The organism is Pseudonocardia sp. (assembly GCF_025465255.1).
Lineage (GTDB): Bacteria > Actinomycetota > Actinomycetes > Mycobacteriales > Pseudonocardiaceae > Pseudonocardia.
Map to the genome: position 1 here is coordinate 45,821 of NZ_JAODNI010000113.1, position 25,514 is coordinate 71,334.

Annotated in this window: 31 protein-coding genes; 14 read left to right on the forward strand and 17 right to left on the reverse strand. The window is 73.4% G+C overall.

Going from position 1 to position 25,514, the window contains the following annotated elements; all coding sequences use genetic code 11:
- Positions 1-81 precede the first annotated feature (81 nt).
- Positions 82-1,269, forward strand: coding sequence for an MSMEG_0565 family glycosyltransferase (locus JWP64_RS13465; protein ID WP_297496253.1), 1,188 nt, complete (start codon positions 82-84; stop codon positions 1,267-1,269).
- A gap of 1 nt (position 1,270) precedes the next feature.
- On the opposite strand, the gene JWP64_RS13470 is transcribed toward JWP64_RS13465, so the two are convergent.
- A complete protein-coding gene (locus tag JWP64_RS13470; RefSeq protein WP_297496254.1) occupies positions 1,271-2,812 on the reverse strand; it encodes a GAF domain-containing protein in 1,542 nt (513 codons plus the stop codon).
- A gap of 273 nt (positions 2,813-3,085) precedes the next feature.
- Between JWP64_RS13470 and JWP64_RS13475 the strand changes: the two genes are divergently transcribed.
- On the forward strand, positions 3,086-3,853 hold the full coding sequence (locus tag JWP64_RS13475; RefSeq protein WP_297496255.1) for a response regulator transcription factor: 768 nt from the start codon (positions 3,086-3,088) through the stop codon (positions 3,851-3,853).
- Positions 3,854-3,863: 10 nt separating this feature from the next.
- Here JWP64_RS13475 and JWP64_RS13480 read toward each other — a convergent pair whose 3' ends face one another.
- Positions 3,864-4,265, reverse strand: coding sequence for a heme-binding protein (locus JWP64_RS13480; RefSeq protein ID WP_297496256.1), 402 nt, complete (start codon positions 4,263-4,265; stop codon positions 3,864-3,866).
- Positions 4,266-4,677: 412 nt separating this feature from the next.
- Between JWP64_RS13480 and JWP64_RS13485 the strand changes: the two genes are divergently transcribed.
- The 7 genes from JWP64_RS13485 to JWP64_RS13515 all read left to right on the forward strand — a co-directional run bounded on the left by JWP64_RS13485 (position 4,678) and on the right by JWP64_RS13515 (position 11,339).
- Complete coding sequence (locus tag JWP64_RS13485; RefSeq protein ID WP_297496257.1) at positions 4,678-5,124, forward strand: diol dehydratase small subunit; 447 nt, start codon at positions 4,678-4,680, stop codon at positions 5,122-5,124.
- Between the two features lies 1 nt (position 5,125).
- On the forward strand, positions 5,126-6,820 hold the full coding sequence (locus tag JWP64_RS13490; protein ID WP_297496258.1) for a propanediol/glycerol family dehydratase large subunit: 1,695 nt from the start codon (positions 5,126-5,128) through the stop codon (positions 6,818-6,820).
- The gene (locus JWP64_RS13495; RefSeq protein WP_297496259.1) at positions 6,820-7,395 is read left to right on the forward strand and encodes a propanediol/glycerol family dehydratase medium subunit; all 576 of its coding nucleotides are present in this window, start codon (positions 6,820-6,822) and stop codon (positions 7,393-7,395) included. The genes JWP64_RS13490 and JWP64_RS13495 overlap by 1 nt, the downstream gene beginning before the upstream one ends.
- Positions 7,392-9,218 carry a diol dehydratase reactivase subunit alpha gene (locus JWP64_RS13500; RefSeq protein ID WP_297496260.1) on the forward strand — a complete coding sequence of 609 codons (1,827 nt, stop codon included), beginning with the start codon at positions 7,392-7,394 and terminating at the stop codon, positions 9,216-9,218. The genes JWP64_RS13495 and JWP64_RS13500 overlap by 4 nt, the downstream gene beginning before the upstream one ends.
- Positions 9,215-9,562: a glycerol dehydratase reactivase beta/small subunit family protein gene (locus JWP64_RS13505; protein WP_297496261.1), complete on the forward strand. Its 348-nt coding sequence runs from the start codon at positions 9,215-9,217 to the stop codon at positions 9,560-9,562. The genes JWP64_RS13500 and JWP64_RS13505 overlap by 4 nt, the downstream gene beginning before the upstream one ends.
- 222 nt (positions 9,563-9,784) lie before the next feature.
- Positions 9,785-10,378, forward strand: a complete 594-nt coding sequence (locus JWP64_RS13510) for an XRE family transcriptional regulator (protein WP_297496262.1) — start codon at positions 9,785-9,787, stop codon at positions 10,376-10,378.
- On the forward strand, positions 10,371-11,339 hold the full coding sequence (locus JWP64_RS13515; protein ID WP_297496263.1) for an AIR synthase related protein: 969 nt from the start codon (positions 10,371-10,373) through the stop codon (positions 11,337-11,339). The genes JWP64_RS13510 and JWP64_RS13515 overlap by 8 nt, the downstream gene beginning before the upstream one ends.
- 187 nt (positions 11,340-11,526) lie before the next feature.
- Here JWP64_RS13515 and JWP64_RS13520 read toward each other — a convergent pair whose 3' ends face one another.
- The 4 genes from JWP64_RS13520 to JWP64_RS13535 all read right to left on the reverse strand — a co-directional run bounded on the left by JWP64_RS13520 (position 11,527) and on the right by JWP64_RS13535 (position 15,203).
- Positions 11,527-11,940: a hypothetical protein gene (locus JWP64_RS13520; RefSeq protein ID WP_297496264.1), complete on the reverse strand. Its 414-nt coding sequence runs from the start codon at positions 11,938-11,940 to the stop codon at positions 11,527-11,529.
- A 113-nt stretch (positions 11,941-12,053) separates the two neighbouring features.
- Positions 12,054-13,079 (reverse strand): 6-phosphofructokinase, encoded by a 1,026-nt coding sequence (locus JWP64_RS13525; RefSeq protein WP_297496265.1) that lies wholly within the window; start codon positions 13,077-13,079, stop codon positions 12,054-12,056.
- Between the two features lie 54 nt (positions 13,080-13,133).
- Positions 13,134-14,483 (reverse strand): sodium:proton exchanger, encoded by a 1,350-nt coding sequence (locus JWP64_RS13530; RefSeq protein WP_297496266.1) that lies wholly within the window; start codon positions 14,481-14,483, stop codon positions 13,134-13,136.
- 87 nt (positions 14,484-14,570) lie between these two features.
- Positions 14,571-15,203 (reverse strand): ClpP family protease, encoded by a 633-nt coding sequence (locus tag JWP64_RS13535; RefSeq protein WP_297496267.1) that lies wholly within the window; start codon positions 15,201-15,203, stop codon positions 14,571-14,573.
- A gap of 118 nt (positions 15,204-15,321) precedes the next feature.
- On the opposite strand from JWP64_RS13535, the gene JWP64_RS13540 reads away from it, so the two are divergent.
- A complete protein-coding gene (locus JWP64_RS13540) occupies positions 15,322-15,762 on the forward strand; it encodes a hypothetical protein (protein ID WP_297496268.1) in 441 nt (146 codons plus the stop codon).
- Between the two features lie 8 nt (positions 15,763-15,770).
- Here the strand turns inward: JWP64_RS13540 and JWP64_RS13545 are convergent, their stop codons facing one another.
- The 7 genes from JWP64_RS13545 to JWP64_RS13575 form a co-directional block, all read right to left on the reverse strand.
- A complete protein-coding gene (locus JWP64_RS13545; RefSeq protein ID WP_297496269.1) occupies positions 15,771-16,625 on the reverse strand; it encodes a hypothetical protein in 855 nt (284 codons plus the stop codon).
- A gap of 241 nt (positions 16,626-16,866) precedes the next feature.
- Positions 16,867-17,946 carry a DUF3616 domain-containing protein gene (locus JWP64_RS13550; protein WP_297496270.1) on the reverse strand — a complete coding sequence of 360 codons (1,080 nt, stop codon included), beginning with the start codon at positions 17,944-17,946 and terminating at the stop codon, positions 16,867-16,869.
- 55 nt (positions 17,947-18,001) lie between these two features.
- Positions 18,002-18,838, reverse strand: a complete 837-nt coding sequence (locus tag JWP64_RS13555; protein WP_297496271.1) for a hypothetical protein — start codon at positions 18,836-18,838, stop codon at positions 18,002-18,004.
- 607 nt (positions 18,839-19,445) lie between these two features.
- Positions 19,446-19,670: a hypothetical protein gene (locus JWP64_RS13560; RefSeq protein ID WP_297496272.1), complete on the reverse strand. Its 225-nt coding sequence runs from the start codon at positions 19,668-19,670 to the stop codon at positions 19,446-19,448.
- A gap of 254 nt (positions 19,671-19,924) precedes the next feature.
- The gene (locus JWP64_RS13565; protein WP_297496273.1) at positions 19,925-20,206 is read right to left on the reverse strand and encodes a hypothetical protein; all 282 of its coding nucleotides are present in this window, start codon (positions 20,204-20,206) and stop codon (positions 19,925-19,927) included.
- Positions 20,207-20,406: 200 nt separating this feature from the next.
- The gene (locus tag JWP64_RS13570; protein WP_297496274.1) at positions 20,407-20,589 is read right to left on the reverse strand and encodes a hypothetical protein; all 183 of its coding nucleotides are present in this window, start codon (positions 20,587-20,589) and stop codon (positions 20,407-20,409) included.
- Positions 20,589-20,867 carry a hypothetical protein gene (locus JWP64_RS13575; RefSeq protein ID WP_297496275.1) on the reverse strand — a complete coding sequence of 93 codons (279 nt, stop codon included), beginning with the start codon at positions 20,865-20,867 and terminating at the stop codon, positions 20,589-20,591. Before JWP64_RS13575 ends, JWP64_RS13570 begins: the two co-directional genes overlap by 1 nt.
- Before the next feature lie 129 nt (positions 20,868-20,996).
- Between JWP64_RS13575 and JWP64_RS13580 the strand changes: the two genes are divergently transcribed.
- Positions 20,997-21,821 carry an SAM-dependent methyltransferase gene (locus JWP64_RS13580; RefSeq protein WP_297496276.1) on the forward strand — a complete coding sequence of 275 codons (825 nt, stop codon included), beginning with the start codon at positions 20,997-20,999 and terminating at the stop codon, positions 21,819-21,821.
- On the opposite strand, the gene JWP64_RS13585 is transcribed toward JWP64_RS13580, so the two are convergent.
- A complete protein-coding gene (locus JWP64_RS13585) occupies positions 21,818-22,639 on the reverse strand; it encodes a helix-turn-helix transcriptional regulator (protein ID WP_297496323.1) in 822 nt (273 codons plus the stop codon). The genes JWP64_RS13580 and JWP64_RS13585 overlap by 4 nt on opposite strands.
- 148 nt (positions 22,640-22,787) lie before the next feature.
- Entirely contained in the window at positions 22,788-23,021 is a 234-nt protein-coding gene (locus tag JWP64_RS13590) for a DUF397 domain-containing protein (RefSeq protein ID WP_297496277.1), read from the reverse strand.
- Between the two features lie 108 nt (positions 23,022-23,129).
- Between JWP64_RS13590 and JWP64_RS13595 the strand changes: the two genes are divergently transcribed.
- Complete coding sequence (locus JWP64_RS13595) at positions 23,130-23,468, forward strand: hypothetical protein (RefSeq protein WP_297496279.1); 339 nt, start codon at positions 23,130-23,132, stop codon at positions 23,466-23,468.
- A 31-nt stretch (positions 23,469-23,499) separates the two neighbouring features.
- On the opposite strand, the gene JWP64_RS13600 is transcribed toward JWP64_RS13595, so the two are convergent.
- Complete coding sequence (locus tag JWP64_RS13600) at positions 23,500-23,832, reverse strand: metalloregulator ArsR/SmtB family transcription factor (protein ID WP_297496281.1); 333 nt, start codon at positions 23,830-23,832, stop codon at positions 23,500-23,502.
- Positions 23,829-24,275, reverse strand: a complete 447-nt coding sequence (locus JWP64_RS13605; protein WP_297496283.1) for a polyketide cyclase — start codon at positions 24,273-24,275, stop codon at positions 23,829-23,831. The genes JWP64_RS13600 and JWP64_RS13605 overlap by 4 nt, the downstream gene beginning before the upstream one ends.
- Before the next feature lie 126 nt (positions 24,276-24,401).
- Between JWP64_RS13605 and JWP64_RS13610 the strand changes: the two genes are divergently transcribed.
- A complete protein-coding gene (locus JWP64_RS13610; RefSeq protein ID WP_297496285.1) occupies positions 24,402-24,959 on the forward strand; it encodes a GNAT family N-acetyltransferase in 558 nt (185 codons plus the stop codon).
- A 202-nt stretch (positions 24,960-25,161) separates the two neighbouring features.
- Positions 25,162-25,314 carry a hypothetical protein gene (locus JWP64_RS13615; protein WP_297496287.1) on the forward strand — a complete coding sequence of 51 codons (153 nt, stop codon included), beginning with the start codon at positions 25,162-25,164 and terminating at the stop codon, positions 25,312-25,314.
- Positions 25,315-25,514: the final 200 nt, after the last annotated feature.

Sequence of the window (25,514 nt, forward strand, 5' to 3'; positions counted from 1 at the left end):
CCCTCGCACGTACTCGGATAGGAGGCGTCCGTCTCCTATAGGAGATGTCCGATAGTCAACTATGGTGGACGAGGATGCAACATGGTGAACGGAGCGGATGTGTCACAACCCGGCCCGCGAGTGGCCCTGATCAGCCATTCGACGACGCCCCGCGGCGGCCACGTGCATACGATCGGGCTGGCCGAGGCCCTGCACCGGGCCGGTGACCGCGTCTACCTCGTCGCACTGGGGGACCCCGCGAAGGGCCTCTACCGCTCCGTCGACGTGCCGCACACGGTCGTCCGCGGGCCCGCGCGGGCGGGCACGACGCTCACCGAACGGACCCTCGCCGGGATCGAGCTGCTCGCCGCCGGCCTCGCCGAGCGGATCGGGGAGTTCGACGTCCTGCACGCCCAGGACTGCATCGCCGCGCGCGCCGCGCTGGCTGCCCGCGCCCGCACCGGCGCGCCGGTCCCGGTACTGCGCACCGCCCACCACGTGGACGACTTCACCACCCCGGTCCTGGTCGACTGCCAGCGCCGCGCCGTCACCGAGCCGGACCGTGTCCTGGTGGTGAGCGAACAGTGGCGGCGGATCCTCGCCACGGACTTCGGGGTGTCGACGACGATCGTGCCCAACGGCGTGGACACCGGCCGCTTCCCACCGGCCACCCCGGAGGCGACGCACGCGCTACGGGAGCGCGTCGGCGCGCGGGAGCGGTTCCTGCTGCTCGCGGTGGGCGGGATCGAGCCCCGCAAGGGGACGGTCCACGCGTTCCGGGCGCTCGCGCGGCTCCGCTCCGAGGGCCTCGACCCGGTGCTCGCGATCGTCGGCGGGCACTCGTTCCAGGACTTCGCGCCGTACCGGGACGCCGCGCTCGTCGAGCTCCCGGGCCTGGGGCTCCAGCTCGGCCGGGACGTCGTCGAGCTCGGCACGGTCTCCGACGCCGAGCTGGGCTGCTGGTACGAGGCCGCGGACGCACTCTGCTACCCGTCGACGGCGGAGGGCTTCGGCCTGGTCGCGATCGAGGCGATGGGGCTCGGGCTGCCGGTCGTCGCCAGCGACCTGCCCGTGTTCCGCGAGCACCTCATCGACGACGTCGACGCGCTGCTCCCGGCCGTCGGGGACGACCACGCGCTCGCCGCGGCGCTCCGCCGGATCGTCACCGACGCGGAGCTCCGCGCGCGGCTGGCGACGTCCGGACGCCTGAGCGCGGGCCGCTTCACCTGGGAGAACTCGGCGGACGTCCACCGCGGCATCTACCGGGAGCTCGTCCCGGCACCGGCCTGACCTACTCGGCGAGCAGCCGCGCGACCCGGGACTCCGCGACCGACCGTCTCGGGTCCCCGGCGGGCAGCAGGTCCGCCAGCCGCTCGTGCACCTCGAGGTCGTCCCGGCCGAGCGGGTGGGCGCCGAAGGTGTGCAGCAGGTCCACGTCGTCCGAGTCCAGGACGGCCCGGCGCAGGGCGGCCTCCAGCTCGTCCCGGACGGCGCGGATCTCGGGGGCGTCGGAGCGCGGGAGCAGCGGCCCGGCGCAGACCCGGATCGCGTCCGCCACCCGGCCGCTCTCCAGCGCGCGCCGGACGGCGCCGAAGTCCGTGTCGACCGTCGCGTCCAGCCGGTAGGGGCGGGTCTTGAGGACGTCCGCGCCGATCGAGGCGCGCAGCCGGTGGATCTCCCCGCGCACCGTCGTCTGGTTGCCGTCGTCGCCGTAGAGCAGGTAGGCGAGGCGTTCGGCGGTGAGGCCCTCCGGGTGCAGGGCCAGCGCCGCGAGCATCTCCGCGGGACGCAACGTCATCGGGATGGGGGTGCCGTCCAGCACCGCGCGCGGGGTCCCGTCGCCCATGAACCGCAGGGCGAGGGCGTGCCGGTCGGGCGCCGGCGCCTCGGGCACGGCGGTCGCCCGGCTCGAGCCGCGCGGCAGGGCGGATCTCCGCGAGATCTCCCGCAGCAGGTAGCCCTCGGCCAGCGGCTCGACCAGCAGCCGGCGGCCGTCGGCGAGCTCGATGCGGTCCGCGCCGTCGACGATCGGGACGCGCTCGGGCCACCAGCCGTACGGCTCGCCGGCGACGACCCGGCCGCTGGGCGTGACCAGCGCGCCCGCGGTCCCGCGCAGGCTCTGCAGGTGCGGCATGTTCCGCAGCCGCATCCGCTCGTCGGCGATCGCGAGCTGCACCCGGAGCTGGTTCTCGGCGAGCTGGGCGGTGGTGGTGACCAGCGCGAGCATCGCCGGGTGGATGGTCCGCCGGGGGCCGGTGATGTCGATGGCGCCGATGATCCGGCCGGTGTCCGGGTCGTGCACCGGGGCGGCGACGCAGGTCCAGGCGTGGATCGTGCGGACGAGGTGCTCGGTGGAATGGATCTGGACGGGGCGGCCCACCGCGAGCGTGGTGCCCATCGCGTTCGTGCCCATCGCGTCCTCGGACCAGCGCGACCCCTCGACGAGGCCGACCCGGTCCGCCGGGCGCAGCACCGCACTGGCGCCCTCGCGCCACAGGACGACGCCGTCCGCGTCCGTGACCAGGACTACGTGCATGGCCTCGTCCGCGATGCTCACCAGGTTGCTGCGCAGCAGCGGCATCACGGTGTGCAGCGGGTGGGCGGAGAGGCGGGCCCTGCTCTCGCGACGGTCGTAGGTGATCGGCGGCGTACGGCGTTCGGGATCGATGTCCGCGGCGAGGCTGCGCTGCCAGGACTCCGAGACCAGGCTGCGGAGCGGCGTGCCGCCGGAGCGGTCGTCCACGACGGCGGCGTACAGCTCGTCGAGCATGCGGGCCCGGCCGGGATCCCCGGCGGGACCGGTGTCCCGCTCGACCACGCCGTCGACTGGCATCCGCACCCCGTATGTCGCTGTTCCGGTGTAGTCCCGGACCGTCCTCGTTCCCGTCGCGCGCACCACCGCGGCGGAGACTCCGCCGCAGGCCCGCGCTGCCCCGCGCGACCCTCGCCCGCGGCCATCATCGGCCACCCCCACCCGGATAGGCAAGGCGACGAACGCCTGGCCGATAGGTCAGGTCCAGCCGGCGGCGGGCGTGCAACGAACGGGCAACGTGACACAACTTACCGTGCGGTGCGCACGGTCCCCGTCACACATCGGAGGTACGCGATGACGGTGTTGTCCTCGGACACCCTGCCGGACGCCGCTCCCGCCCGGCCGGCCCGGCCGCACTTCGCCCCGCCCGTCACCGCTCGCGTACCCGAGGGCGACCTCGCCCTGCGGACGGCCAGGGTGCTCGTCGTGGAGAGCGAGGCGATCGTCCGGCTAGGGCTGCGCCAGCTCTTCGCCGCCGAGCCCGACCTGCGGATCGTCGCCGAGGCGGCCACCCCGCGGGACGCCCTCTTCGCCGCGGACCGCGTCCGCCCGGACCTCGTGCTGCTCGACGTGGACCTCGGCCGCGGGGACGCCGCCGGCCTGGACGTCGCCCGCGCGCTGCTGCAACGCCACCGCGGCACCAAGATCCTCGTGCTCACCGCCTGCCGGGACCGCGACGTCATGCTCCGCACCATCCGCCTAGGGGTCCACGGCTACCTGCGCAAGGGCGCGGAGACGGCCGAGATCGTGCAGGCGGCCCGGACGCTGCTCCGCGGCGAGAGCGTCTTCGACTCGCGCACCACCGCGATCGTGATGGACGCGCTGCGGGACACCGAGCGCCCGGCTCCCGGTGTGACCGGACCCCGCGGCGCCCTGCTGACGGACCGGGAGACCCAGGTCCTGCGCCTGCTCGCCACCGGGATGTCCAACCGCGAGATCGGCGCCGAGCTCGTCATCAGCGAGGCGACCGTCAAGTTCCACGTCCGGAACCTGCGGGACAAGCTCGACGTCCGCCGCCGCACGGAGATCGTCTACACCGCGACCCGGCAGGGGATCGTCTGACCGTCGGCGCTCAGCCGAGCGCCGACACCGCCGCCGTCGCGACCGTCGTGTCCTGGTCGACGGACCCGGCGCTGACCCCGACCGCGCCGACCAGCTCGCCGTCGCGGTGCACCGGGAGGCCCCCGCCGAACGCGACCATGCCGCCGGAGAGCTGCTCCAGGCCGTAGAGCTCCTGCCCCGGCTGGACCAGCGGCGCGAGCGCGCCGGTGGGCAGGTTCATCAGGATCGACGTCCGCGCCTTGCGCTGCGCGATGTCGATGCTGGCGCGGATGGCGCCGTCCTGGCGGGCGAACGCCAGGAGGTGCCCGCCCGCGTCGACCACCGCGATGTTCATCGGCTGGCCGATCTCGTCGGCCTTCTCCAGTCCCGCGGCGAGCGCCTTCTGTGCCTCCGCGAACGTCAGCCCGTTCATCGTCGTGTCCTTCCCTCGTCGTCGAGCGGGTCCGGCGACCCGAGCTCCCACCCAACAGGACGGGGGCCCCGCGCGGCAGCCTTCTCCTCGGGCGAGTGGATCCGCCCCTGACCGGACGGTGGGGTGGCGTCGGTGGCGAGCGGGGCCCCCCATCCGGACGTCCGATCAGGGGCGCACCCGGCGGCCGGAGCAACCGCCACCGCCGCGCGGGCGACAAGGCCCCCGCAACTGGCGGCGTCACCGTTCGGCGGCGCCGCGGACCGGGCGCGTGTCCGGCGGCCGTTCGGGTAGGGCGGGCCCGGAGGGGTTCTCGCTGCCTGCGTCCGTGCGCAACGATCGTGCGACGTGGCCGGCGTCACTGTCGAGGAGTCGTGGCCCTTCTGCGTACCGTGAACGACGAGAGGTGATGCGCGTGTCCGCTCCAGCCCCGCAGTCCCGCCCCGATCTCGGGCCGGCCGACTATCCGCTCTCGGTCAATCGTCAGGACCTCCTCCGCACCCCCACCGGGAAGCCGCTCTCGGCGCTGACGATGAACGCCGTGGTGGCGGGGGAGATCGTCGCGGACGACCTGCGGATCGCGCCGGAGACGCTGCAGCTGCAGGCGATTCTGGCCGAGTCGGTGCAGCGCCCGCAGCTCGCCGCGAACTTCCGCCGCGCCGCCGAGCTCACGGCGGTCCCCGACGCCGAGGTCCTCGCGATGTACAACGCGCTGCGGCCCCGGGCGTCGAGCAGGGACGAGCTGCTGACGATCGCCGAGAACCTGGAGAGCAAGTACCACGCCCCCGTCTGCGGCGCGCTGGTCCGCGAGGCCGCCGAGGTCTACCAGCGGCGCGACCTGCTGGCCCGCGAGGAGGACTGACATGACCACCACCCAACCCCGGCACTCGCGGCGCACCGAGATCCTGGAGGACCGGCCCGTCAACCTCGACGGCTTCGTCGAGGAGTGGCCCGAGAAGGGCCTCGTCGCCATGGAGTCGGACTTCGACCCGGCGCCGAGCGTGCGGGTCGAGGACGGCCGGATCGTCGAGCTCGACGGCCGCGCCCGCGCCGACTTCGACTTCATGGACACCTTCATCGCCGACCACGCGATCGACGTCGAGACGACGGAGGCCTCGATGGCGGTCCCGTCGGACGAGATCGCCCGCATGCTGATCAACCCGACCGTCTCCCGCCAGGATGTGCTCGCCGTGACCCGCGGGCTCACCCCGGCCAAGATCCTCGACGTCGTCAAGCTGATGAACGTCGTCGAGATCATGCAGGGCATGCAGAAGATGCGGGCCCGCCGCACGCCCGCGAACCAGGGGCACTCCACCAGCGCCCGGGACAACCCCCTCCAGGTCGCCGTGGACGCCGCGGAGGGCGCGCTGCGCGGGTTCGCCGAGCTCGAGACGACGCTGGGCGTCCTGCGCTACGCCCCGCTGGTGGCGATCGCGCTGCAGGTCGGTGCGCAGGTCGGGCGCGGCGGCGTGCTCACCCAGTGCGCGCTGGAGGAGGCCACCGAGTTGGAGCTCGGCATGCGCGGCATCACCGCCTACGCCGAGACGATCTCGATCTACGGCACCGAGTCGGTGTTCGTCGACGGCGACGACACGCCGTGGTCCAAGTCCTTCCTCGCCTCCGCCTACGCCTCGCGCGGCATCAAGATGCGCTTCACCTCGGGCACCGGTTCGGAGGTGCAGATGGGCAACGCCGAGGGCAAGTCCATGCTGTACCTGGAGATCCGCTGCGTCCTCATGGCCAAGGGCGCGGGGGTGCAGGGCCTGCAGAACGGTTCGATCAGCTGCATCGGCGTACCCGGTGCGATGCCGGGCGGCATCCGTGCGGTAGCGGCGGAGAACCTCGTCGCGAGCATGGTCGACCTCGAGTGCGCATCCGGCAACGACCAGTCGTTCTCGCACTCGGCGATGCGCCGGACCGCGCGGATGATGCCCCAACTGCTGCCGGGCACCGACTTCGTCTGCTCGGGCTACTCCGGGGTGCCCAACGCCGACAACATGTTCGCCGGATCCAACTTCGACACCGACGACTACGACGACTGGAACACCATCCAGCGCGACCTGCAGGTCGACGGCGGGCTGCGACACATCCGGGAGGACGAGATCCTGCAGGTCCGCAACAAGGCCGCCCGCGCGCTGCAGGCCCTGTTCGCCGAGCTCGACCTGCCGCGGATCACCGACGAGGAGGTCGAGGCGGCCACCTATGCGAACGGCAGCGAGGACTACCCCGAGCGCGACGTGCTCGAGGACCTCAAGGGCGCCCAGTCGGTGATGGACCGCGGCATCACCGGCCTCGACCTGGTCACGGCGCTGGAGCGCACCGGATTCCACGACGTCGCCGAGAACCTGCTGACCGTGCTGCGCCAGCGCGTCTCCGGCGACCTGCTGCAGACCTCGGCCATCCTCACCCACGACTTCGTCCCGCTCTCGGCGATCAACGACGCCAACGACTACGCCGGGCCGGGCACCGGCTACCGGCTGCAGGGCGAGCGGTGGGAACAGCTCAAGAAACTGCGGCACGTGACGAGCGCCGAGAACCCCGAGACGGAGGTGTCGTGATGAGCGCTCCCGCCGCGGTGCGGACCCTGACCCTGAAGGAGATCGGGCCGGCCCAGCGTGCGTCGCGGCCGGACGAGGTGGTCATCGCCGTCTCGCCGGCCTTCGCCGAGACGTTCACCAGGACCATCGTCGACGTCCCGCACGCCGAGGTGATCCGGCAGGTCCTGGCCGGCATCGAGGAGCAGGGCGTCACCGCGCGGATGGTCAAGGTGTGGGACACCGCCGACCTCGCGGCCATCGCCCACACCGGTGCCCGGCTCTCGGGCTCCGGCATCTCCATCGGGCTGCTCTCCCGCGGGACCACGATGATCCACCAGCGGGACCTGCCGCGGCTGAGCAACCTGGAGCTGTTCCCGCAGTCCCCGCTGCTCGACGCCGAGGTGTTCCGCCGCATCGGGTCGAACGCCGCCCAGTACGCCAAGGGCGAGTCGCCGGCCCCGGTGCCGACCCGGAATGACCAGATGGCGCGCCCCCGCTGGCAGGCGAAGGCCGCGCTGCTGCACCTCAAGGAGTTCGAGTGCATCGTGGCGGGGCGCAGGCCGGTGGAGGTCGAGCCGGTGATCTCCCGGGCATGAACCGTCTGGTCGTCGGGGTCGACATCGGGAACTCGACCACCGAGGCGTGCGTCGCCTCGGTCTCGGGCGGTTCCGTGGAGTACCTGGGAACGGCCCTGACCCACACGACCGGGGTCAAGGGCACGCCCGAGAACACCGAGGGCGCCGTCGACGCCGTGCGCCGGGCCCTCGTGGGGGCCCGGCGCTCGCCGGCGGACCTCGACGTCGTTCTGCTGAACGAGGCCACGCCGGTGATCAGCGGGCTGGCCATGGAGACCATCTCCGAGACGATCATCACCGAGTCCACGATGATCGGGCACAACCCCGAGACACCGGGCGGCGTCGGGCTGGGGGTCGGCACGACCGTCTCGCTCGACGGGCTCGCCGGGGCCTCGCCGGACGAGCCGGTGGTCGTGGTGGTCCCGGGCGGCTGGGACTTCGACGACGTGGCCGCCGAGCTGAACGCGGCGGCCGAGCGCGGCGTACCGGTCGTCGCGGCCGTCCTCGCCCACGACGACGCCGTGCTGGTGGTGAACCGGCTCCGCACGCCGATCCCCGTCGTCGACGAGGTGGCGGCGGTGGCGAAGGTGCCCCTCGGGATGCACGCCGCCGTCGAGGTCGCGCCCCCGGGGCGCACCATCCGCACGCTGTCGGACTCCTACGGCCTCGCGTCGGTGTTCGGGCTCGATCCGGAACAGACGCGGCAGGTCTCGCCGGTGGCCCGGGCGCTCACCGGGAACCGCTCGGCCGTCGTCGTCCGGACGCCCACCGGGGACGTCACCGACCGGCGGATCCCGGTCGGCACCCTGACCCTCACCGGCGCCGGCAAGACCCTGCAGGTCGACGTCGACGCGGGCGCCGACGAGATCATGGACACACTCGACCGGGTCCAGCCCCTCGACGACGCGACCGGTGAGCCCGGCACACACGTCGGCGGGATGCTCGCGCAGGTCCGGGACACCATGACGGACGTGACCGGGCAGCCGGCGGCCGAGATCCGGATCCGGGACGTGCTGGCCGTCGACACGTTCGTGCCGAACGAGGTGCGCGGCGGGCTGGCCGGCGAGGTCGCGCTGGAGAACGCCGTCGCGCTCGCGGCGATGGTCCGGACCAGCCGGAGCCGCATGCAGGTCGTCGCCGACGAGGTGGCCGAGGCGCTCGGCTGCCGCGCCGAGATTGGCGGCATCGAGGGCGAGATGGCGGTCCGGGGGGCGTTGACCACGCCGGGCACCGACGTCCCGATCGCGGTGCTCGACCTCGGCGGCGGATCCACGGACGCGGCCCTGCTCGACCGCGACGGCGTGTGCACGGCGGTACACGTCGCCGGGGCCGGCGAGCTGGTCACGAAGCTGATCGGCTCCGAGCTGGCCCTCGAGGACCGGGAGGTCGCCGAGTCGGTCAAGCGGCATCCGCTGGCGAAGGTCGAGAGCTTCTTCCACATCCGACACGAGGACGGGACGGTGCAGTTCTTCACCGAGCCGCTGCCGCCGCACGTGTTCGCCCGCGTCGTCGCGATGACCCCGGAGGGGCCCGCACCGATCCCGACGAGGGCCTCGGTCGACCACGTCCGGCGGATCCGTAGGGAGGCGAAGCGGCGGGTGTTCGTCGTCAACGCGCTCCGCGCGCTGCGCCAGGTCGCGCCCCGCGGCAGCCTGCGGATGCTGGACTTCGTGGTCCTGCTCGGTGGTTCCGCGCTGGACTTCGAGATCCCGGACCTGATCGCCGACGCCCTCGCCGGGCACGGTGTCGTCTGCGGCACGGGCAACGTGCACGGCAACGAGGGCCCGCGCAACGCCGTCGCCGCGGGGCTGGTCGACGCGCACGCCGACGCGGTGTCCGGGTGAGCGGAGGGGGCGCCGAGCGACCCGCGGTCGTCGTGCTGCTGGCCGCGGGCGCCGATCCGGCGATCCTGCACGAGGTGAGTGCCGGCGCGGAGGAGGAAGGTGTGCCGACCCGCGTGGATCCCGTCCAGGAGGGAGACGCCGTCGCGCTCGCGCACACGGCCGCCGGACTGTCCACGCTGCGGACCGGCATCGGGATCGGCGGAGACGGCGCCGTCGCGGTCCATCACGACACGCTGCCCGCGGACGCGCCCGTCGGGCTCGCCGGGCCGGACGCCGCCGCCGCGGACCAGCGGACCATCGGGCACCTCGCGGCCCGGATCGTCAAGGTGCTCCCGCTGGCGTGAGCCGGGTCGGTCAGCCCCGGAAACGCTGCGGCTCCGGGGCCGGGAGGCGACCGCGCGGCACAGCTCGTCGTGGTGCACGGCGGACGCCGACGGCGGCCGGGACGGCTGGTGGCGCCGCTGATCGGGCATCGGCTCTCCTGGTCGGCTCCGGGTGTGTTCACGATAGGTGAGAGCCGTTTATGATGCTCAACGCGTACGTGTCCATGACCGGAGGGGACGAGTGTGACCCAGCCGAGCCAGGGCCCCTGGGAGCCCATCGTCGACGCCATCGGGCCGAGGGTCCGGGAGGCGCGTCAGCGACTTGGCCTGTCCCTGCAACAGCTCGCGGTCCGGGCCGACGTGTCCGCCGCCGCCGTGCACAAGGTCGAACGGGGGGACATGGTGCCCACGATCACCACGCTGCTGAAGCTCTCCGGCGCGCTCGGCACCACCGTCGCGTCGCTGGTCGACGAGCTGCCCGGCGAGCCCGTCGCCCGGTACGTCCGGGCGGGCGCGCGCGGCAAGGCGCCCAAGGAGTGGGCCCCGGCGGCGCTCGGCGTGACCACGGAGGGGATCGCCGAGGCGGACGCGACGTTGCGCGCGGGCGGCGTGATGGCCGTCGTCGAACCGGGCGGGGAGAGCGGGGACACCCGGCCCCGCCGACCGGGAGAGGAGCTCCTGCTGGTGTTGGAGGGTGCGTTGCGGGTCGAGGTGGCGGGGGAGCGGTACGACGTCGAGCCGGGGGACACCCTGCACTATCCGACGGACCGCGGGCACCGGTGGAGCAACGAGGGCGACGAGCCCGCGCGCGCGGTGTGGGTGACGATCCGTGCCTGAGCTTTCCGGGCCCGACTCCCTGTCTGCCATCGCCGCCGCCTGCCTCGCGAACCCGGGACTGACCGCGAAGGCCGAGATCGCCCTCGTCGGCGAGGTCCTCGGCGGGACGGACTGGATGGGGGGTCCCGGGGACGACGGCGCGGTGGTCACCGCGCACGGCGGCCCGGTCATCGCGTGCGGGGAGGCGCTGTTCCCCCCGTTCGTCGCCGCGGACCCGCACGGTGCCGGGTTCGCCGCGGTGCTCACGAACGTCAACGACGTGGCCGCGATGGGTGGGGTGCCGCTGGGCGTCGTGGACACCGTCGTCGCGTCGGAACCGGTGGCCCGTAAGGCACTCGCCGGGATGCGGGAGGCCGCCGAGCTCTACGACGTGCCGATCATCGGCGGGCACCTGACGATCCATGACGGCGATCCCGCGATCTCCGCGTTCGCCGTCGGGGCCTCCGCGGCGCCGTTGTCGGTGACCCGCGCCGCGCCCGGCCAGTCGCTCGTCGTGGCCGCGGCGCTCGACGGCCGGATGCGGGCGGACTTCCCGTTCTTCCCGGCGTTCGAGTCCCGGGGCCGGCGAAGCGCGGGCGACGTCCGGCTGCTCGGCGTGCTGGCGGAATCCGGCGTCGTGGTGGCGGCGAAGGACATCAGCATGGCCGGGCTCGTCGGATCGCTGGCGATGCTCCTGGAGCCCGGACGGCTCGGCGTGACCCTCGACGTCGACGCGGTGCCGGCTCCGCCGGGTGTGCCCCTGACACGGTGGTTCAACTGCTTCCCGAGCTTCGGCTTCCTGCTCTGCGTGCCCGCGGGCCGGGAGCCGGAGTGCCTCGCCGCGTTCGCCGAGCGGGACCTGGCGGCGGCGGTCGTCGGGACCCTGGACGACACGGGCACCCTGGCCCTCTCCCGCCCGGACGAGCACGTGGAGGTCCTGAGCCTGCACGACTTCCGCGTCACCGGCCTCCCGCGCGCCTGACCCCGCGACTCGCGCTCCGGCGACCACCGAGTCGGGGTGCTCGGCAGGCCGTTCGGGGGCAGGGCTGCGGCGCCGCCGGGCATGATCGTGATCATGCGGCTGCGGTGCGCGAGAACTTCCTGGACCGGCGCGCCGCATGGCTCGTACAGCCCGGCACTCGGCCCGACTCGCGGGAGGGCGGTCGACGTCAGGGGCGGGCGAGACGGAGACGCGGGGCGCCCGACGGCGACGGCGTGCCGACGAGGGTGGGGCAGATCCCGTCGCCCGAGGCCATGCTCAGCGTCACGTTCCGCGCCGGCGCGGGCGTCCTCGTGCCCCGCAGGGCGACGTCCGACGCGAGCGCCAGGATCCGGAGGGCGCGCTCCGGGTCCTTCCAGCGGTGCCTCTCGGCGAAGGCCGGCCAGCTCGACGGCGCGACCATCTCCTCGACCGGGTACTCGAGCTCCGCCCAGGTCACCGCGACCTCGAACAGCTCGACGATCGCGTCCGGCTCCGTCTCGATCCGGAGCAGCCGGTCGTGGTGCGCGACGCGGGCGTGGTCGCGCCGGCACTCGGCCGGGCACGCGACGTTCGCGGGCGCGGTGCGGGGCTTCTCCGGCACGGGTGGACCTCCGGAACGACGAGGAACGACGGACGCCCTCAGTTCTAGGTCAGCCGCGCGGCACACCCGTTTCCGGACGGTTTCGTCCGGATGAACTCGATCTAGGGCACCGCTCACCCGAAGAAGATCGCGGCCTCCGCGTACAGGGCGGGGTCCACCAGCTTGAGCTCCTTCGTCGCCTCGGCGAGCGGCACCGTGACGATGTCCGTGCCCCGCAGCGCGGTCATCACGCCCCAGTTCCCCGCCGCGACGGCGTCGATCGCGTGCAGCCCGAAACGTGTCGCGAGCCAGCGGTCCCGGGCGGTCGGCGTGCCGCCGCGCTGCACGTGCCCGAGCACGGTCGTCCGCGCCTCCTTGCCGGTACGCCGCTCGATCTCCTTGCCGAGCCAGTCCCCGATGCCGCCGAGCCGGGCGTGGCCGAACGCGTCCGTCTCGCCGGACATCAGCACCTCGTCCCCCTCCTCGGGCATCGCGCCCTCGGAGACGACGATGATCGGCGCGTAGTCCAGCCGGAACCGGCTCTCGACCCACTCGCAGACCTGGTCGATGTCGAACCGCACCTCCGGGATGAGGATCGCGTTGGCGCCGCCGGCCATTCCCGCGTGCAGGGCGATCCACCCCGCGTGCCGCCCCATGACCTCGACGATCAACGCCCGGTGGTGCGACTCCGCCGTGGTGTGCAGCCGGTCGATGGCCTCGGTCGCGATGTTCACCGCAGTGTCGAAGCCGAACGTGTAGTCCGTCCCGGAGAGGTCGTTGTCGATCGTCTTCGGCACCCCGACGACCTGTACGCCGTCCTCGTGCAGTGTGGCCGCGACGCCGAGCGTGTCCTCGCCGCCGATCGCGATCAGCGCGTCCACCCCGAGATCGGTGAGGGTCCCGCGGATCCGGGCGAGGCCGTCGTCGAGGGCGAACGGGTTGGTCCGCGAGGAGCCGAGGATCGTGCCCCCGCGGGGCAGCAGCCCGCGTACCGCCGAGACGTCGAGAGGCTTGGTGTCGCCCTCGAGCACACCCCGCCATCCGTCCCGGAACCCGACGAACTCGTAGCCGTACCCGGGGACGCCCTTCCGGACGACCGCCCGGATGACGGCGTTGAGACCGGGGCAGTCGCCGCCTCCGGTCAACACTCCGACGCGCATGCAGCAGGTCCTCTCCATCGATGCAGAAGAACCTCCGATGTTAGTCCCGTCACATCAGCGACGCGCTTCCGCCTCCTCGTCCGCCTTCTCCAGCTCGCCGAACCGGGTCACGAGCCCGTCCTTCGTCGTCCGCACCAGCAGCCGCCGGTGCCGGATGAACTGCGCCACCGCCAGCACGAGGTACACCCCGGACATCGCCACGACGACGATCCGGTCCGTCTCCGAGGGCAGCGTGATGGACGTGACGAACTGCACCAGGAACAGCACCAGTAGCGCCACCGCGCCGCGCAGGCTCAGCCCGAGCGTGACCAGCAGGCTCACCGCGAACAGCGACTGCGACGCCGTCAGCAGCAGCTCGAGACGCTGGTGCGTGTCCAACGGGAGCCCGTGCAGCGACGTCGACGAGACCGCGAAGACGATCGGCAGCGTCCCGACCAGCAGCGTCCACTGGTTGACCTTGCTGGACAGCAGCGTGCCGAGCGAGTTCCCGGCCTTGAGGCGCCACGCGTAGAGGCACGCGACGATCAGCTCCGGGGACTCGCTGGCGAGCGGGGCGACCCACTGGACCAGCACGAACTGGTCGACGCCCAGCTCCGAACCGGTTGCGACCAGGCCCTCTGCGAAGTGTTCGGCGGTGGTGAGGATGACGAGTCCCGCGATCACGAACAGCCCGCCGACCAGCCATCGCCGGCCGGGCTTCGGCCGGCACGCGATCCAGTCCGCCGCCCCCTGCAGGTCCGGTTCCTCGGCGGGCGCCTTGGCCAGCCGCAAGGCATAGGCCGCGAAGATCGCCACGAGCACGGCGGCGTCGACGAGCGTCAGCGACGACCGCAGCGGCAACGTCAGCGAGTAGATCGTGGCGATCCCGAGGAAGACGACCTCGGCGGACATCGCCCGCGGCATGGTGACGGCGCCCGTGTGCGTCGAGACGCTGTCGTGGCCGCCGCTGCGTTTCGCGTGCCGCACCGCGAGCGTCGCGACGAGCACCACCAGCGGCCAGCCGACGCCGACGAGCACCCGGTTGGCCCCGGTCATGTTGGCCAGGGCCAGTGAGCAGGGGTTGGTGCCGGCGGCGTCCGGGACGCAGGCGCCGTTCTCCTCGAAGACCTGCCCCGCGCGGAAGCCGAACACGAAGTCGACGGCGTACTCGGGCAGCACCGCGAGCAGCGCCAGCAAGGCGAGGGCGAGGCCGGCGCTGAGGTCCACCTGCGCCGCCTCGGCCGCCCAGGACAGGATGAAGGCCGCACCGATGATCGCGATGCCGTAGACGGCCGCGGCCAGCGGTGGCGCGAGCTCCGGGTGCGGGAGACCGAGATACGACGCCGCGCCGAGGTAGGCGCCGGGCAGTGCGATCACGATCGCGAACACGAGCTGCAGCGGCACGCGCGGCCGGGAGTCGGGCATGTCTCGTTGGTGCCCTTGGGGCGGTCAGGGCAAACGGGACGAGGGCCGTCTTCCGGATCCGCGCCGGCGAGATCCGGAAGGCCGGGCCTACCCCACCCGGTCGACGAGCCCTGCGCCCACCGCCTCCTCGGCGGTGAACCAGCGCTCGGCCTCCGTGTCGGCGAGCACCTCGTCGACGCTCCGGCCGCTGTGTCGCGCGGTGATCTCCGCGCACTCCCACCGATACACGGCCAGCACGTCCGCCGGGACGGGGCCGCGCCCGTCGGAGCGCGCGGACGGGCGGCGCAGCACGATCCGCGCGTGCGCCGCGGCGCTCCGCTTGCCGGCGGCCCCGGCGGTCAGCAGGACCTGCGCGGCGGACGCGGTGAGCCCGACGGCCCTGGTCGCGACGTCCGGTGTCACGGACCGCATCGCGTCGTGGATCGCGAGCGCGGCGGTCACCGAGCCGCCGGGCGAGGTCAGGCACAGCCTGATGTCCGTGCGCGGGTCCTCGTCCGCGAGCAGCAGCAGCTCGCCGACGACGCGCAGCGCGGCCTCGTCGTCGATCTCGCCGCCGAGCAGCACGATCCGCCGCGCGAGCAGCCGCTCCCGCAGGTCCGCGGAGGCGCCGGCGGCGGGCGCGAGCAGGTGGGTCGGGGGGATCACGAGCCGTTCGGGCCGCTCCGGGAGCCTGGGCAGGGTCGGCGGCAGGGGCGAGGGTTCGGTGGTGCGGGCGGGCATGGCGGCCTCCTGGGATCGGGAACGCAGGCGACGGTAGGGATCCGGCGCCGCGGGCAGGGCCGTGTTCGCCCACAGCCGCGAACGTTCACCGGAGGCGAACTCCGGGTACGACCCGCCCGTGGCCTCACGTGATCTCGATACCGCTCATGCCCGCCCCGAAGGTGTCCCCGACGAGCTCGTCGCCGCGGTCGGAGCGTTCTCCGAGATGCTCGAACGCATCGAGCGGGCGCGGGGCGCGCTGTACGAGTTCCATCAGCTCATCGGTGGTGCGGACGCCATGCTCGACGACGTCGTCGACGGCCTGCGCAAGACCGGGCACGACGGCTGGGCGGACCGGATCGAGAGGGAGCTGGTGGGCCGCAACGTGATCCCCGGCCATTGGAGCTTCCAGATCGTCGAGGAGTTCGACGACGGCTACTACGACGTCCTGCGCGCCCTCGAGCGCGGCGTCCGCGAGGACACGATGGACGGGCGCCGGCATGTGTTCGAGGCGGAGATGAAGCAGCGCCGGCGGACCCACGGCGAGCCGCACCACGACGCGACGCCGCAGGACGGCTAGCAGGTCACCTAGGTGCAGAGCTCCGGGTCGGGCACGCCGCTCCCCGCGCCCGGCTCGAACGAGATGTGCACGTGGTCGAAGTGGTTCTCGGTGGCGTCGCCGCGGTCCTCCATGCGTTCCCACCCGTCGCCGTAGTTGACCCGCTGCTTCCAGATCACGTAGGAGACGCCGAGCGCCTCCTGGTTCCGCAACGCGCAGGCGGCGATCCGGTCGCCCTCGGCGCCGGTCGTCATCAGGTCGATCGCGAGGCCGCGCGGATGGTCCGAGACGCGGCCGCGGCCCGCGATGCCGATCAGGTCGGGCTCGTCGTAGAGGCAGGACAGGAACCGGGCGGCGTCGCGCACCCAGGTGCGGACGCCCGCGAGGGCTGACAGGTCGGCGTCGCAGTTCACCCGGGCCGCACGCCCCTCCTCGGCCCGCCGCGCGACGTCCGCCAGACCGACGGCCTTGAGCAGCCCGTCCGCGTCCGCGCGGTCGTCCGCGTCCCGCAGGAACGCGACCGGCAGGACGCTCGCGCCCAGCCCGGCGGGCTCCTCCACAGAGGCGACGTCCTCGGAGGCCAGCCCGACGGCGGCGGCGTCGGTCACGATCGTCGCCGGGGCCGCGACCAGCAGGTCCGCGCTCGGGACGACGACGCTGAGGGCCCCGCCGGTGAGCGCGGCACCCCCGATGGCCCGGCGTACGGCCGACCGGTCCAGGACCGGGCGGCTCGGCCCGGCGGCGCCGGGGGACGCACCGGGGGAAGGCAGGACGTGCCGGCGCGCGGGGGAGGCCGCGGCGCCCCGGCCCTGGGACAGGCGGCGTACGTCCGCCTGCGGGCCGGGATGCGCGCCGCGGCCGCCGGGGGAGCGGTGCCGGGACACGACTGCCTTCCTCGCGCGGGGCCCGGGCGGACCACCGGCCTCGGGGGAGCCGGTGGATCACTCGTGATCCGGGTCCGTCGGGGATCCGGGCCTCGTGCTTGCGTCTACGGTAGCGAGACGGTCACGTTCTGCCGAGGACCCGTGACTTTCGGTGAGTCGACCGGGTAGTGCGCCGCGGTCAGCGGTCGCCACGGATCGACGAGCGTGCAGCCGAACTACAGCGTTGTCATTCGGGGCTCCGTCAGCCCAGCGTCACGACGTCCGCGATCACCGAGCTTCGCGTGGGCCGGCGGTCCTGGCCGGGGCTGTCGTGCACCACGAGCAGCCGCGCGGGCCCGGGCCCCGGGAGCAGGGCGATGCCCTCGGCGTGGTCCTCCCCGGTGCCGTGCGGCAGCTCGCCGACGAGGCTGATGTCCTCCCCACGCACCAGTCGCGACGCGTCCGTGGCCGCGGCGTTGCGCCAGCGGTAGAGCCGGACCGGACCGGAGAGCGCCATCGACGGCCCGGCCAGGACCAGCATGTCGTCGCCGTGCGGGCAGAGGTCCCGCACCCCGAGGCCGCCGAGGTCGAGCAGGTGGGTGCGGTAGCGGGTGCCGCCGGGCAGCTCGCCGAGGACGAGCCGGCCGTCGTCGTCCGGATCGGGGTGCGGCGCGACCTCCAGCACGATCGCCCAGCCGCGGAGCACCGGCCCGCGCAGTCCCAGGTAGACGGTGTCCCCGTGCACCGCGATGCCCTCGACGTCGAAGCCGTTGTCCTTGGACGGGATCTTCAGGAACGGGCGGATGAGCGGGTCGTCGGCCAGCACGTCCGTGAGACCGACCGAACCGCGTGCGCCGACGAGCGCGGAGTGCTTCCCGGCGGGGGTGGCGCGGACCGGCGCCGGTGGTCCGTCCGCATAGTCCTGCACGGCGAGGCGCACGATGACGAAGCGGTTGGGCTCGCGGCGCACCTTGGCCAGGCGCTTGAACGCCTTTTCCGGAGGGTGCTTGGGCTTGATCTGCTTGCGCACCAGGCTGTGCGAACCCACGACCCACAGGTGGTCCGCGGTGCGCGCCAGACCCTCGACGTCGACCTCCTCGTCCGGGCCGCCGGGCAGCTCGACGAGCTCGGCGAGCGAGAACGTCGTCGCCCGGTCCGCGACGGTGGGCCCGTGCGGCGAGTCCAGCCGGAGGCGTTCGACGGTGGCGGTCTCGTCCCCGGCCAGCCACAGCGTGGAGCCCTCGACGTACGCGGCCGAGAGGTTGACGTGGTTCCCGGTGCGGACCGTGTCCCCGCCGAAGCGCAGCTCGACCTGCCTCTCGACCTGCATCTCGACGCCCATCCGACGTTTCTACCGCCTCCGGGCGGCTCGGCGGTGGGTTCGCGACCCGACAGCGTCAGCAGGTGACGGAACTGCCGCTCGGCGCGCTCTTCTCGAAGGACACGTGGACGTGGTCGAAATGGTTCGCGGTCACGCCCCCGCGGTCCTCCATCGCCTCCCAGCCACTGCCGAAGTTGATCTGCTGTTCCCAGATCACGTAGGAGATGCCGAGCGCCTCGCGGTTCTGCACGGCGCAGGCGGCGAGGGAGTCTCCGGTCGTGCGGTCCACCATGAAGTCCGCGGCGAGGCCCGACGGGTGGTCCGACGTGCCGGCGCGGCCGCCGACGCCCAGCACCTGGGGCTCGTCGAACCGGCAGCCGAGGAACTCCGCGGCGTCCCGGACCCAGGACCTGACCGCGCCCATGCCGCCGAGATCGATCCGGCAGTCCGACGTGCCGGAGGAGGTGACTGCGGACGACGTCGGCGCGACGCCGCGCCGGGCCTTCTCGGCGGCCTCCGCCTCGAGGGCACGCTGCTCCTCGAGGCCCTGCTCCTCGAGACGCCGGGCCGTGCGCGTCGCCTGCTCGCCAGCGCTGCGGACGGCGCCGGTCAGCTCGTCGACGTCGATCGTGGGCGGGGGCCCGCCGACGACCGCCGGCACGTCCGCCGCCGAGGCGACGCCGTCCGACGGGGAGAGGAGGAACGCCGCGGTAGTGGCCTGTCGGTCGTCCGTCGCGGGTCCCGCGACCGGGACGGCCGCGCCGAGGGCGGAGAACGCGCCGCCCGCGGCGACCGCGACGGCGGCGGTCCGGCGGACCGGGCCCGGCCGACGGGCGCGGTCCTGGTGCCGGACGGGAGACCGACGGCCCTCGGGAGGGTCGTCCTGGGGAGCGGACCGGACCGCGTCCCCCACCCTTCTCGCCGGCTGGGGATGCGGCGAACGCGGGTGGGGGATCGCGGAGCGGCCTCGTGGGGAGCGGTGCCGTGCCACTTACCTGCAACCTTTCGGTTCCCTACGGGTCGACGGTCGCAACGGGTTCCGGTCGGGGGTACCGGCGGACCCGGGGGTGGTCCGTTGCCCGTTCGTGATGCGGCCGTCATCGACCCGCGACCGAACGTAGGGGTTGCATCGGTGCCTGCCGCGTCCGGTTGCCTCGGCTGAGCCGATCGTGATCTACGGCGAGCCGAACGGTGTCACGGAAGGTGAGCGGCCGTCCGCCTGTCATCGCCACGGCAACGTTGCCGTTCGTCCGGGATCCGGCACCGGCGATCGACGACGACCGCGGCGAACGGTCGTTAGTTGCTCCGAAAAGAGTAATGGGGCCTCGGCGCGGAAGGCCGTTCGGCGCAGTGGCGGGCTTGCCGTCGTGGCGTGGTCCCGGAGTCGGATGTCACCGTCGTCGCAGAGTGCGGTCGTGTCGAGCTGCTGACAGGAGGACGACGCTCGGTGTCGGGCCGATCGGCGTCCGAGCGGGCGCGGCGCCCCGACGCTCGACGGTCGGGGCGCCGCGGGGCCGGGGTCAGGCCCGGCCGGAGCGGTGCCGCCCGCCGAGGGTGCCGGGGAGGCCCCCACGGTGGATGTACTCCGCCTCCTCGGCCAGCTCCCGCGTGACGCACGGCCAACTGGCCGCCACGCCGGACGACTCCCTGCACTCGCGGCAGTAGCCGCGCGCATCGGGAGTGTGTTGGGCGAGTGTGCGCTGCAACAGGTCGGGCATGCTGGACAAGATGGACGCGAGCGCCACTGACTGTCACCTCCAGGAATGTGGCGGCGACGCTAGTGGGCCTGCTCCGTTCGGCGGACGCCGGGGTCCTGACACTTCGGTGAACTCTCCGTAGTTCCTGCGCGGGAGTTGTGAGGGCCGGACGTCGGCCGGAACATCCGCCGATCGGGTCAAAGGACCGCCGCCACCTGCGCGCCCCGCGCCGGTCGGCCGGGCCGACGCGGGGTGTCACGCCATCGCCCGCCGCGCGACGGCCGTGGCGCCGGATTCACCCGTCAGGTACTCCTAGGTGCGGTCCAGCAGCTCGCGCGGGATCGCCGCGTCGTCGTCACCCTGCGCGACGAAGACGGGCTCCCGGCCAGCCGTCCGGGGGTGGCGGGGACCCCGCCGTCGAAGGGCAGCGTGCCTGCGAGGAGGGCCGCGCCGGCGAAGCGGACGGGCTCGTCGAGGAGCAGCCCGCCGGCGAACGCGAACGCGGCGCCACCGCTGAACCCGATGAGGACGACCGGGCGCCCGGCCGGGGCGACCACGTCGAGCCGGTCCCGGAACCAGTCCATGGTCCACCTCAGCGACTCCGGTAGAGGTCGCCCGATCCCCCGGGTTCGCGAACCAGGCGTACCCGCCCTCCTCGGCGATCGGGGCGCGCACGGCGGCGTAGACCGGACCCTCGGGGAGGACGTCGACGAGGCCGATGATCTCCCGCTCGTGCGAGCCGCGGCCGTGCAGCAGGACGACCAGCGGCGCCTCCGGGCCGGCGTCACCGCGCGTGACGACGGTGGGCGCCCCGAAGGTGTCCGGCGCGCTCACGAACGGGTCCGGTCGCGACGGTGGCGGACGTGCCGACGCCGCTCCACCGCTCGACCTCGCCGCTCAGGTTCAGCCGTTCGACGGGTGCGGCGTTCTCGTGCACGCCCCAGTCCTCGCGCGGCAGCAGCCACATCACCTCGAACTCGTTCCCGTCCGGGTCCGCGCCGTAGATGCTCTTCGTCGCGCCGTGGCTGGACTCGCCGGTGAGGCGCCGAGCTCGGCGAGTGTCGTGCGGGCGGCCTCGAGCTCGTCGATCCTGTCGACCTGCCACGCCAGGTGGTACAGCCCCACCGTGCCCGGCCGCTTCGGTGCCGCGCCCGCGCCGAGGCCGAACAGCCCCAGGTCGTGGTGGTTGCCCGACCGGGTCAGGCGCAGGAAGGCGGCGTTCGCGCGCGGCTCGCGGGCGGCCACCGCTGAAAGTTCAACCAGATTCGGGTGAGGCTGTTCCCCCGGGCGTGCGCGGCGGACCACCGGGGGTGCGCAGGGCCTGTCCGACTACGGTGGAAGTCGATGAACGCGGCGGGCGGAGGAGTGGGTGCGGTGACGGGTGCGGACGACGACGGCGGGCCGTCGCGGCCAACGGGCGCGGCACTGGACCGGCCCTCGATCGCCCGCGTGTACGACTACGTGCTCGGCGGCAAGGAGAACTTCGACGCCGACCGCCGCGCCGGGAACGCGCTGCTCAACGCGGTCCCGGAGAGCACCGTCCTCGCCCAGGACAACCGCAGCCTGATCCGCCGCGTCGTCCGGTACCTGGTCGGGGACATCGGCATCAAGCAGATCCTGGACATCGGGTCCGGGCTGCCCACCGAGGGCAACGTCCACGAGGTCGCGCACGCGCTGGACCCGGCGGCCCACGTCGTCTACGTGGACAAGGACCCCGTCGTGCTGGCGCACGCGCGGGCCCTGCTCAGCAGCGGCGAGGTCAGCACCGTGATCACCGCGGACCTCACGGACCCGGACTCGATCCTCGGCGACCCCGAGACCATGCGGCTGATCGACCCGGAGCAGCCGTCGGCCGTCCTGATCTCCGGGGTGCTGCACCACTTCCCGGACGAGGCGGACCCCGCCGGGATCGTCGCGCGGCTGGTCGAGCGGCTCCCGGCGGGAACCTACGTCTTCATCTCGAACTTCCTGGACGACGACGAGCCGCGCGCCCGGGCGTTGGAGCACGCGTTCCTCGACGGCGGGCTGGGCACGGGGCGCTTCCGTACCTGGGCGGAGATGCGGCCGTTCTACGCGGGCCTCGAACTCGTCGAGCCCGGGCTGGTCTACGCCAACGACTGGCGCCCGGACGCGGACACCCTCACCGACAGCCCGGTGCACACCCTGCTGGCCGGCGCGGTCGGGATCAAGCGTTCCTAGAGTTCGTCCAGCAGGGACCGCAGCAGGTCCTTGCTGGCCTTCGGCGTCTCCGCCTGCACGGTGATCCGCTCCATCGTGCGGAGGTAGACCTCCACCTCGGGGCGTTTCTCCAGGTACATCGCGCTGGTGAGCTGCTCGAGATAGACGATGTCCGGCAGGTCCCGTTCGGCGAACCGCAGCACGGTGAACGGGCCGCCCGCGGCCGCGTGCCCGCCGCTGCTGAACGGAAGCACCTGGATCGTCACGGACGGTACCTCCGCGAGCTCGAGCAGGTGGCCGATCTGCTCCTGCATCACCGCGGGCGATCCGAAGGCCCGGCGCAGCGCCGCCTCGTCGATCACGGCCCAGAAACGCGGAGCGTCCGGCTCGGTCAGCAGTTTCTGCCGGGTCATCCGCAGGTTCACCCGGCGGTCGATCTCCTCGGCGTCCTCGCCGCCGTGGCCCTGCACGATCACCGCGCGGGCGTACTGCTCGGACTGCAGCAGGCCGGGCACGAACTGGACCTGGTAGCTGCGGATGATCGACGCGGCCTGTTCGAGCCGTAGGTAGAGCTCGAACCAGCTGGGCAGGACGTCGGTGTAGCGGTGCCACCAGTTCGGCTCGTTGGCCTGGCGGACCAGCTGCATCCAGCGGTCCCGCTCCTCGGCGTCGTCGACGCCGTAGAGGGTCAGCAGGTCCGCGATGTCCCGTTCCTTGAAGCCGACGCGGCCGAGCTCCAGGCGGCTGATCTTGGCGTGCGAGGCGCGGATGGCGTCCCCGGCGGCCTCGCGGGTGATGCCGAGCTCCTCGCGCAGGCGCCGGAGCTGGGTGCCGAGCATGATCCGCAGGACGGTCGGGCCGCCCTGGCCCGGAGCGTCGAACCGGGCGAGCCGCGAGCGGGAGTCGGAGCCGTCGCTGGTCATGACAGGCGACCCTACCGCCTCCCACATCGGCGAGCCGTCCGGACGAGGAGGCCCGGCGGCGGCGTCACAGGAGGAGGTCGTCGAACTCCCCGGCCTTGGCACCGCGCAGGAACGCCGAGATCTCGGCGCGGGTGTAGACGAGGGTCGGGCCGTGCGGGTCACGGGAGTTGCGCAGGGCGACGTCCCCGTCCGGCAGGTCCGCGACCTCCACGCAGTCCCCGCTCGGGTTGCTGATCGCGCTCTTCTTCCAGCTCACGGGGCCGAGGGCGGGGGCGGGCGTGCCGTTGGCGTGGGTCATGTCCTCCGACTCCATCGGTCCGGCGGCGGGACGGGGGTCCCGCGCGGTGTCGAGTTCGTGCAAACGTTCTTGCAGATGGCCTTGCAACTGCACGCTACGTCCCGGACGATGGGCGAGCAGAAGGTGGGTCCGGATCATCGTCCGGACGTCGGGGACCGGAGGAGCACGGGCGTGGACGACGAGCACAAGGGAGACCCCGCTGGGATCAGCGACACGGTCACCGTCACCTGTGCTCTGGACAGTCAGGCCCATCAGATCCCGGACTCCGAGCTGACCGCCCCCTACGCGCTGCGCAGCGGCCGCTACCGCGCGGTCTGCGGGTGCGTCGTCACCGCCGCGCCGATGGTCCAGCCCGAGGGCGAGCCCTGCCGGACCTGCGCCGCGATCGTCTCGCCGCCCGCGCGGTCGCGCCGCGGCCGCAGCGGCCTCCGGCGCCTGCTCGCCTGAGCCGTCCCGTCGGCGCAAGACCCCCGGCCCTTCACGGGTCCTCGGCTTCCCTCTTCAGGGCGGACAGGCTGCGGTCCCAGGCGGCGGACAGGCCGACGAGCCAGCGCGCCGCGACGTCCAACGGGTCCGGTCGCACCTCGTAGCGCACCTCGCGCCCCCGCCGCACCCCCTCGACGAGCCCCGCGCCCTCGAGGACCTGCAGGTGTTTGACGACGGCCTGTCGGGAGACGGGCAGCGACCCCGCCAGGGTCGTCGCGGTGGCCCCGCCGGCGTTCCCGAGCGCCCCCACGATCCGCCGCCGGGTGGGGTCTGCGAGCGCCGCCAGGACGTCGCCCACCGCGGCCTCCGCCACGGGTTCCGTCATGCCGCGGCGCGCTCGCACTCCCGCTTCGCGACGTCGAGCTGGAACTGCCAGCCCACCGTGTTGCCCTCCACGGCGATCGCGTTGTCCTCCTCCGCGGGGTAGAGCGCGGCGAACCCGCTCTCGACGACGCGGAGCAGCGTGCCCGTCCCGTGCGCGGCCACCACGAACTCGACCAGTGTGGACGTGCGCTCCGTGAGCGGCTCGGCTGTGTACTCCGCGCCACGGAACACGATGCGGTCCGGGTCGTCGCTCGGCACCGGGAGCACGGAGAACCGGCCGTACGGCGGCGCCTCGACGACGGCGACGTCGCCCTCCCAGGTCACGACCTGCTTCGACCGGTCCCCGTCCCCGATCCACCAGCCCGGCCGGCTGACGAGCTCCCGCACCCGCTCCGGGGGCGCGGCGATCACGATCTCGCGCTCGATCCGGTCCACGATCTCCATGACGTCCTCCGTCGGTCGGCGATGTGCCACTCTAAGGTTGCAGGTCCGAGCCAAACGCGCAACCTGCTGGTGGCACGTCCCGGCGCAGGAGTGGCGCGGGGCGACGGGGCGCAAGACAGTGGGGTGATGGACTGGACCGCGATCCGCGAAGGCGACGTGACGATGGCCCAGCACGCGGAGCTGGGCGAGCTGCTGCGGGGCGCCTTCGCCCACCTCCCGGGCCTCTATCCCGGCCTGCGGACCTGGTCCTCCCTGCGGCCCGAGGCGCGCGTGATCGGCCACGACGCCGAGGGGGCGGCCGCGGCGGCCGGCGTGCTCCGCCGGATGATCCAGGTCGGCACGACCGACCAGCTGGTCGGGGTGGTCGGGCTCGTCGCGGTCCGGCCGGCGCTGCAGGGGCACGGCGTCGGCGGTGACCTGATGAAGCGCGTCAACGCGTACCTCGCGGATCTCCGGGTCCCGTTCGGCATCCTCACGTGCGCGGACGAGCGCGTCGCGTTCTACCAGCGGGCGGGCTGGCACCGACTCTCGCCGCCACGGCGGGCGGTCTTCTCCCGGGACGACACCAAGGAGGCCGCTCCGTTCGTGGACGAGATCGAGCGGAACACGCTGATCCTGCCGGTCGCCGCGGACCTCGATGACTGGCCGGACGGCGACCTGCTCTGGCACTCCGCCCCCATCTGAGGGCCGCATCCGCCCCGGTCCGGATCGCCGGCGGCCGAGGCCCCCCGCCACCGGCCGCCGAGCTCGCCGGCAGAGCCTGCAGGTCGTGCTCGGCGCCGGGTGAGCCTGCTGGCGGTCACCGTGCTGGCGGCACGAGCCTCGGGCTCCTGCTCGGCGGTGTGGTCACCAGCTGGATCTCCTGCGCGTCGGGTTCTTCGTCAACGTGCCGATCGGGCTCGCCGTGCTCCTCGCCGCGCCTCGCTTCCTGCCGGAGACCGAGCGGCGGTCGGGCCGGTTCGACCTCGCCGGCGCGCTGAGCTCGACGCTCGGCATGACCGAGCTGGTCTACGGCATCGTCCATCGTCCGCTCCGCTGACACCGGCTGGGCGACCCGGTGACGATCGGGGCGCTGGCGGCCGGCGTGCTGCTGCTGGCCCTGTTCGTGCTCACCGAGTGGCGCGCGGCGCAGCCGATCATGCCGCTGCGCCTGTTCGCCGCTCGTGAGCGTGCGGGGGCTTACGTCGGTCGCCTCCTGATGACGATCACGCGATGGTCTCCTGCCATGGCGTCAGGGAG

What these genes read in the sequence shown, in the direction of transcription:
- JWP64_RS13590 (WP_297496277.1), bottom strand. Translation starts at nt 23,021, where the DNA reads ATGACCCACGCCAACGGCACGCCCGCCCCCGCCCTCGGCCCCGTGAGC.
- JWP64_RS13480 (WP_297496256.1), bottom strand. Translation starts at nt 4,265, where the DNA reads ATGAACGGGCTGACGTTCGCGGAGGCACAGAAGGCGCTCGCCGCGGGA.
- JWP64_RS13595 (WP_297496279.1), top strand. Translation starts at nt 23,130, where the DNA reads ATGGGCGAGCAGAAGGTGGGTCCGGATCATCGTCCGGACGTCGGGGAC.
- JWP64_RS13530 (WP_297496266.1), bottom strand. Translation starts at nt 14,483, where the DNA reads ATGCCCGACTCCCGGCCGCGCGTGCCGCTGCAGCTCGTGTTCGCGATC.
- JWP64_RS13465 (WP_297496253.1), top strand. Translation starts at nt 82, where the DNA reads ATGGTGAACGGAGCGGATGTGTCACAACCCGGCCCGCGAGTGGCCCTG.
- JWP64_RS13570 (WP_297496274.1), bottom strand. Translation starts at nt 20,589, where the DNA reads ATGTGGCTGCTGCCGCGCGAGGACTGGGGCGTGCACGAGAACGCCGCA.
- JWP64_RS13495 (WP_297496259.1), top strand. Translation starts at nt 6,820, where the DNA reads ATGAGCGCTCCCGCCGCGGTGCGGACCCTGACCCTGAAGGAGATCGGG.
- JWP64_RS13585 (WP_297496323.1), bottom strand. Translation starts at nt 22,639, where the DNA reads ATGCTCGGCACCCAGCTCCGGCGCCTGCGCGAGGAGCTCGGCATCACC.
- JWP64_RS13470 (WP_297496254.1), bottom strand. Translation starts at nt 2,812, where the DNA reads ATGCCAGTCGACGGCGTGGTCGAGCGGGACACCGGTCCCGCCGGGGAT.
- JWP64_RS13500 (WP_297496260.1), top strand. Translation starts at nt 7,392, where the DNA reads ATGAACCGTCTGGTCGTCGGGGTCGACATCGGGAACTCGACCACCGAG.
- JWP64_RS13565 (WP_297496273.1), bottom strand. Translation starts at nt 20,206, where the DNA reads ATGGACTGGTTCCGGGACCGGCTCGACGTGGTCGCCCCGGCCGGGCGC.
- JWP64_RS13525 (WP_297496265.1), bottom strand. Translation starts at nt 13,079, where the DNA reads ATGCGCGTCGGAGTGTTGACCGGAGGCGGCGACTGCCCCGGTCTCAAC.
- JWP64_RS13610 (WP_297496285.1), top strand. Translation starts at nt 24,402, where the DNA reads ATGGACTGGACCGCGATCCGCGAAGGCGACGTGACGATGGCCCAGCAC.
- JWP64_RS13535 (WP_297496267.1), bottom strand. Translation starts at nt 15,203, where the DNA reads ATGCCCGCCCGCACCACCGAACCCTCGCCCCTGCCGCCGACCCTGCCC.
- JWP64_RS13605 (WP_297496283.1), bottom strand. Translation starts at nt 24,275, where the DNA reads ATGGAGATCGTGGACCGGATCGAGCGCGAGATCGTGATCGCCGCGCCC.
- JWP64_RS13550 (WP_297496270.1), bottom strand. Translation starts at nt 17,946, where the DNA reads ATGGGCGTCGAGATGCAGGTCGAGAGGCAGGTCGAGCTGCGCTTCGGC.
- JWP64_RS13490 (WP_297496258.1), top strand. Translation starts at nt 5,126, where the DNA reads ATGACCACCACCCAACCCCGGCACTCGCGGCGCACCGAGATCCTGGAG.
- JWP64_RS13475 (WP_297496255.1), top strand. Translation starts at nt 3,086, where the DNA reads ATGACGGTGTTGTCCTCGGACACCCTGCCGGACGCCGCTCCCGCCCGG.
- JWP64_RS13600 (WP_297496281.1), bottom strand. Translation starts at nt 23,832, where the DNA reads ATGACGGAACCCGTGGCGGAGGCCGCGGTGGGCGACGTCCTGGCGGCG.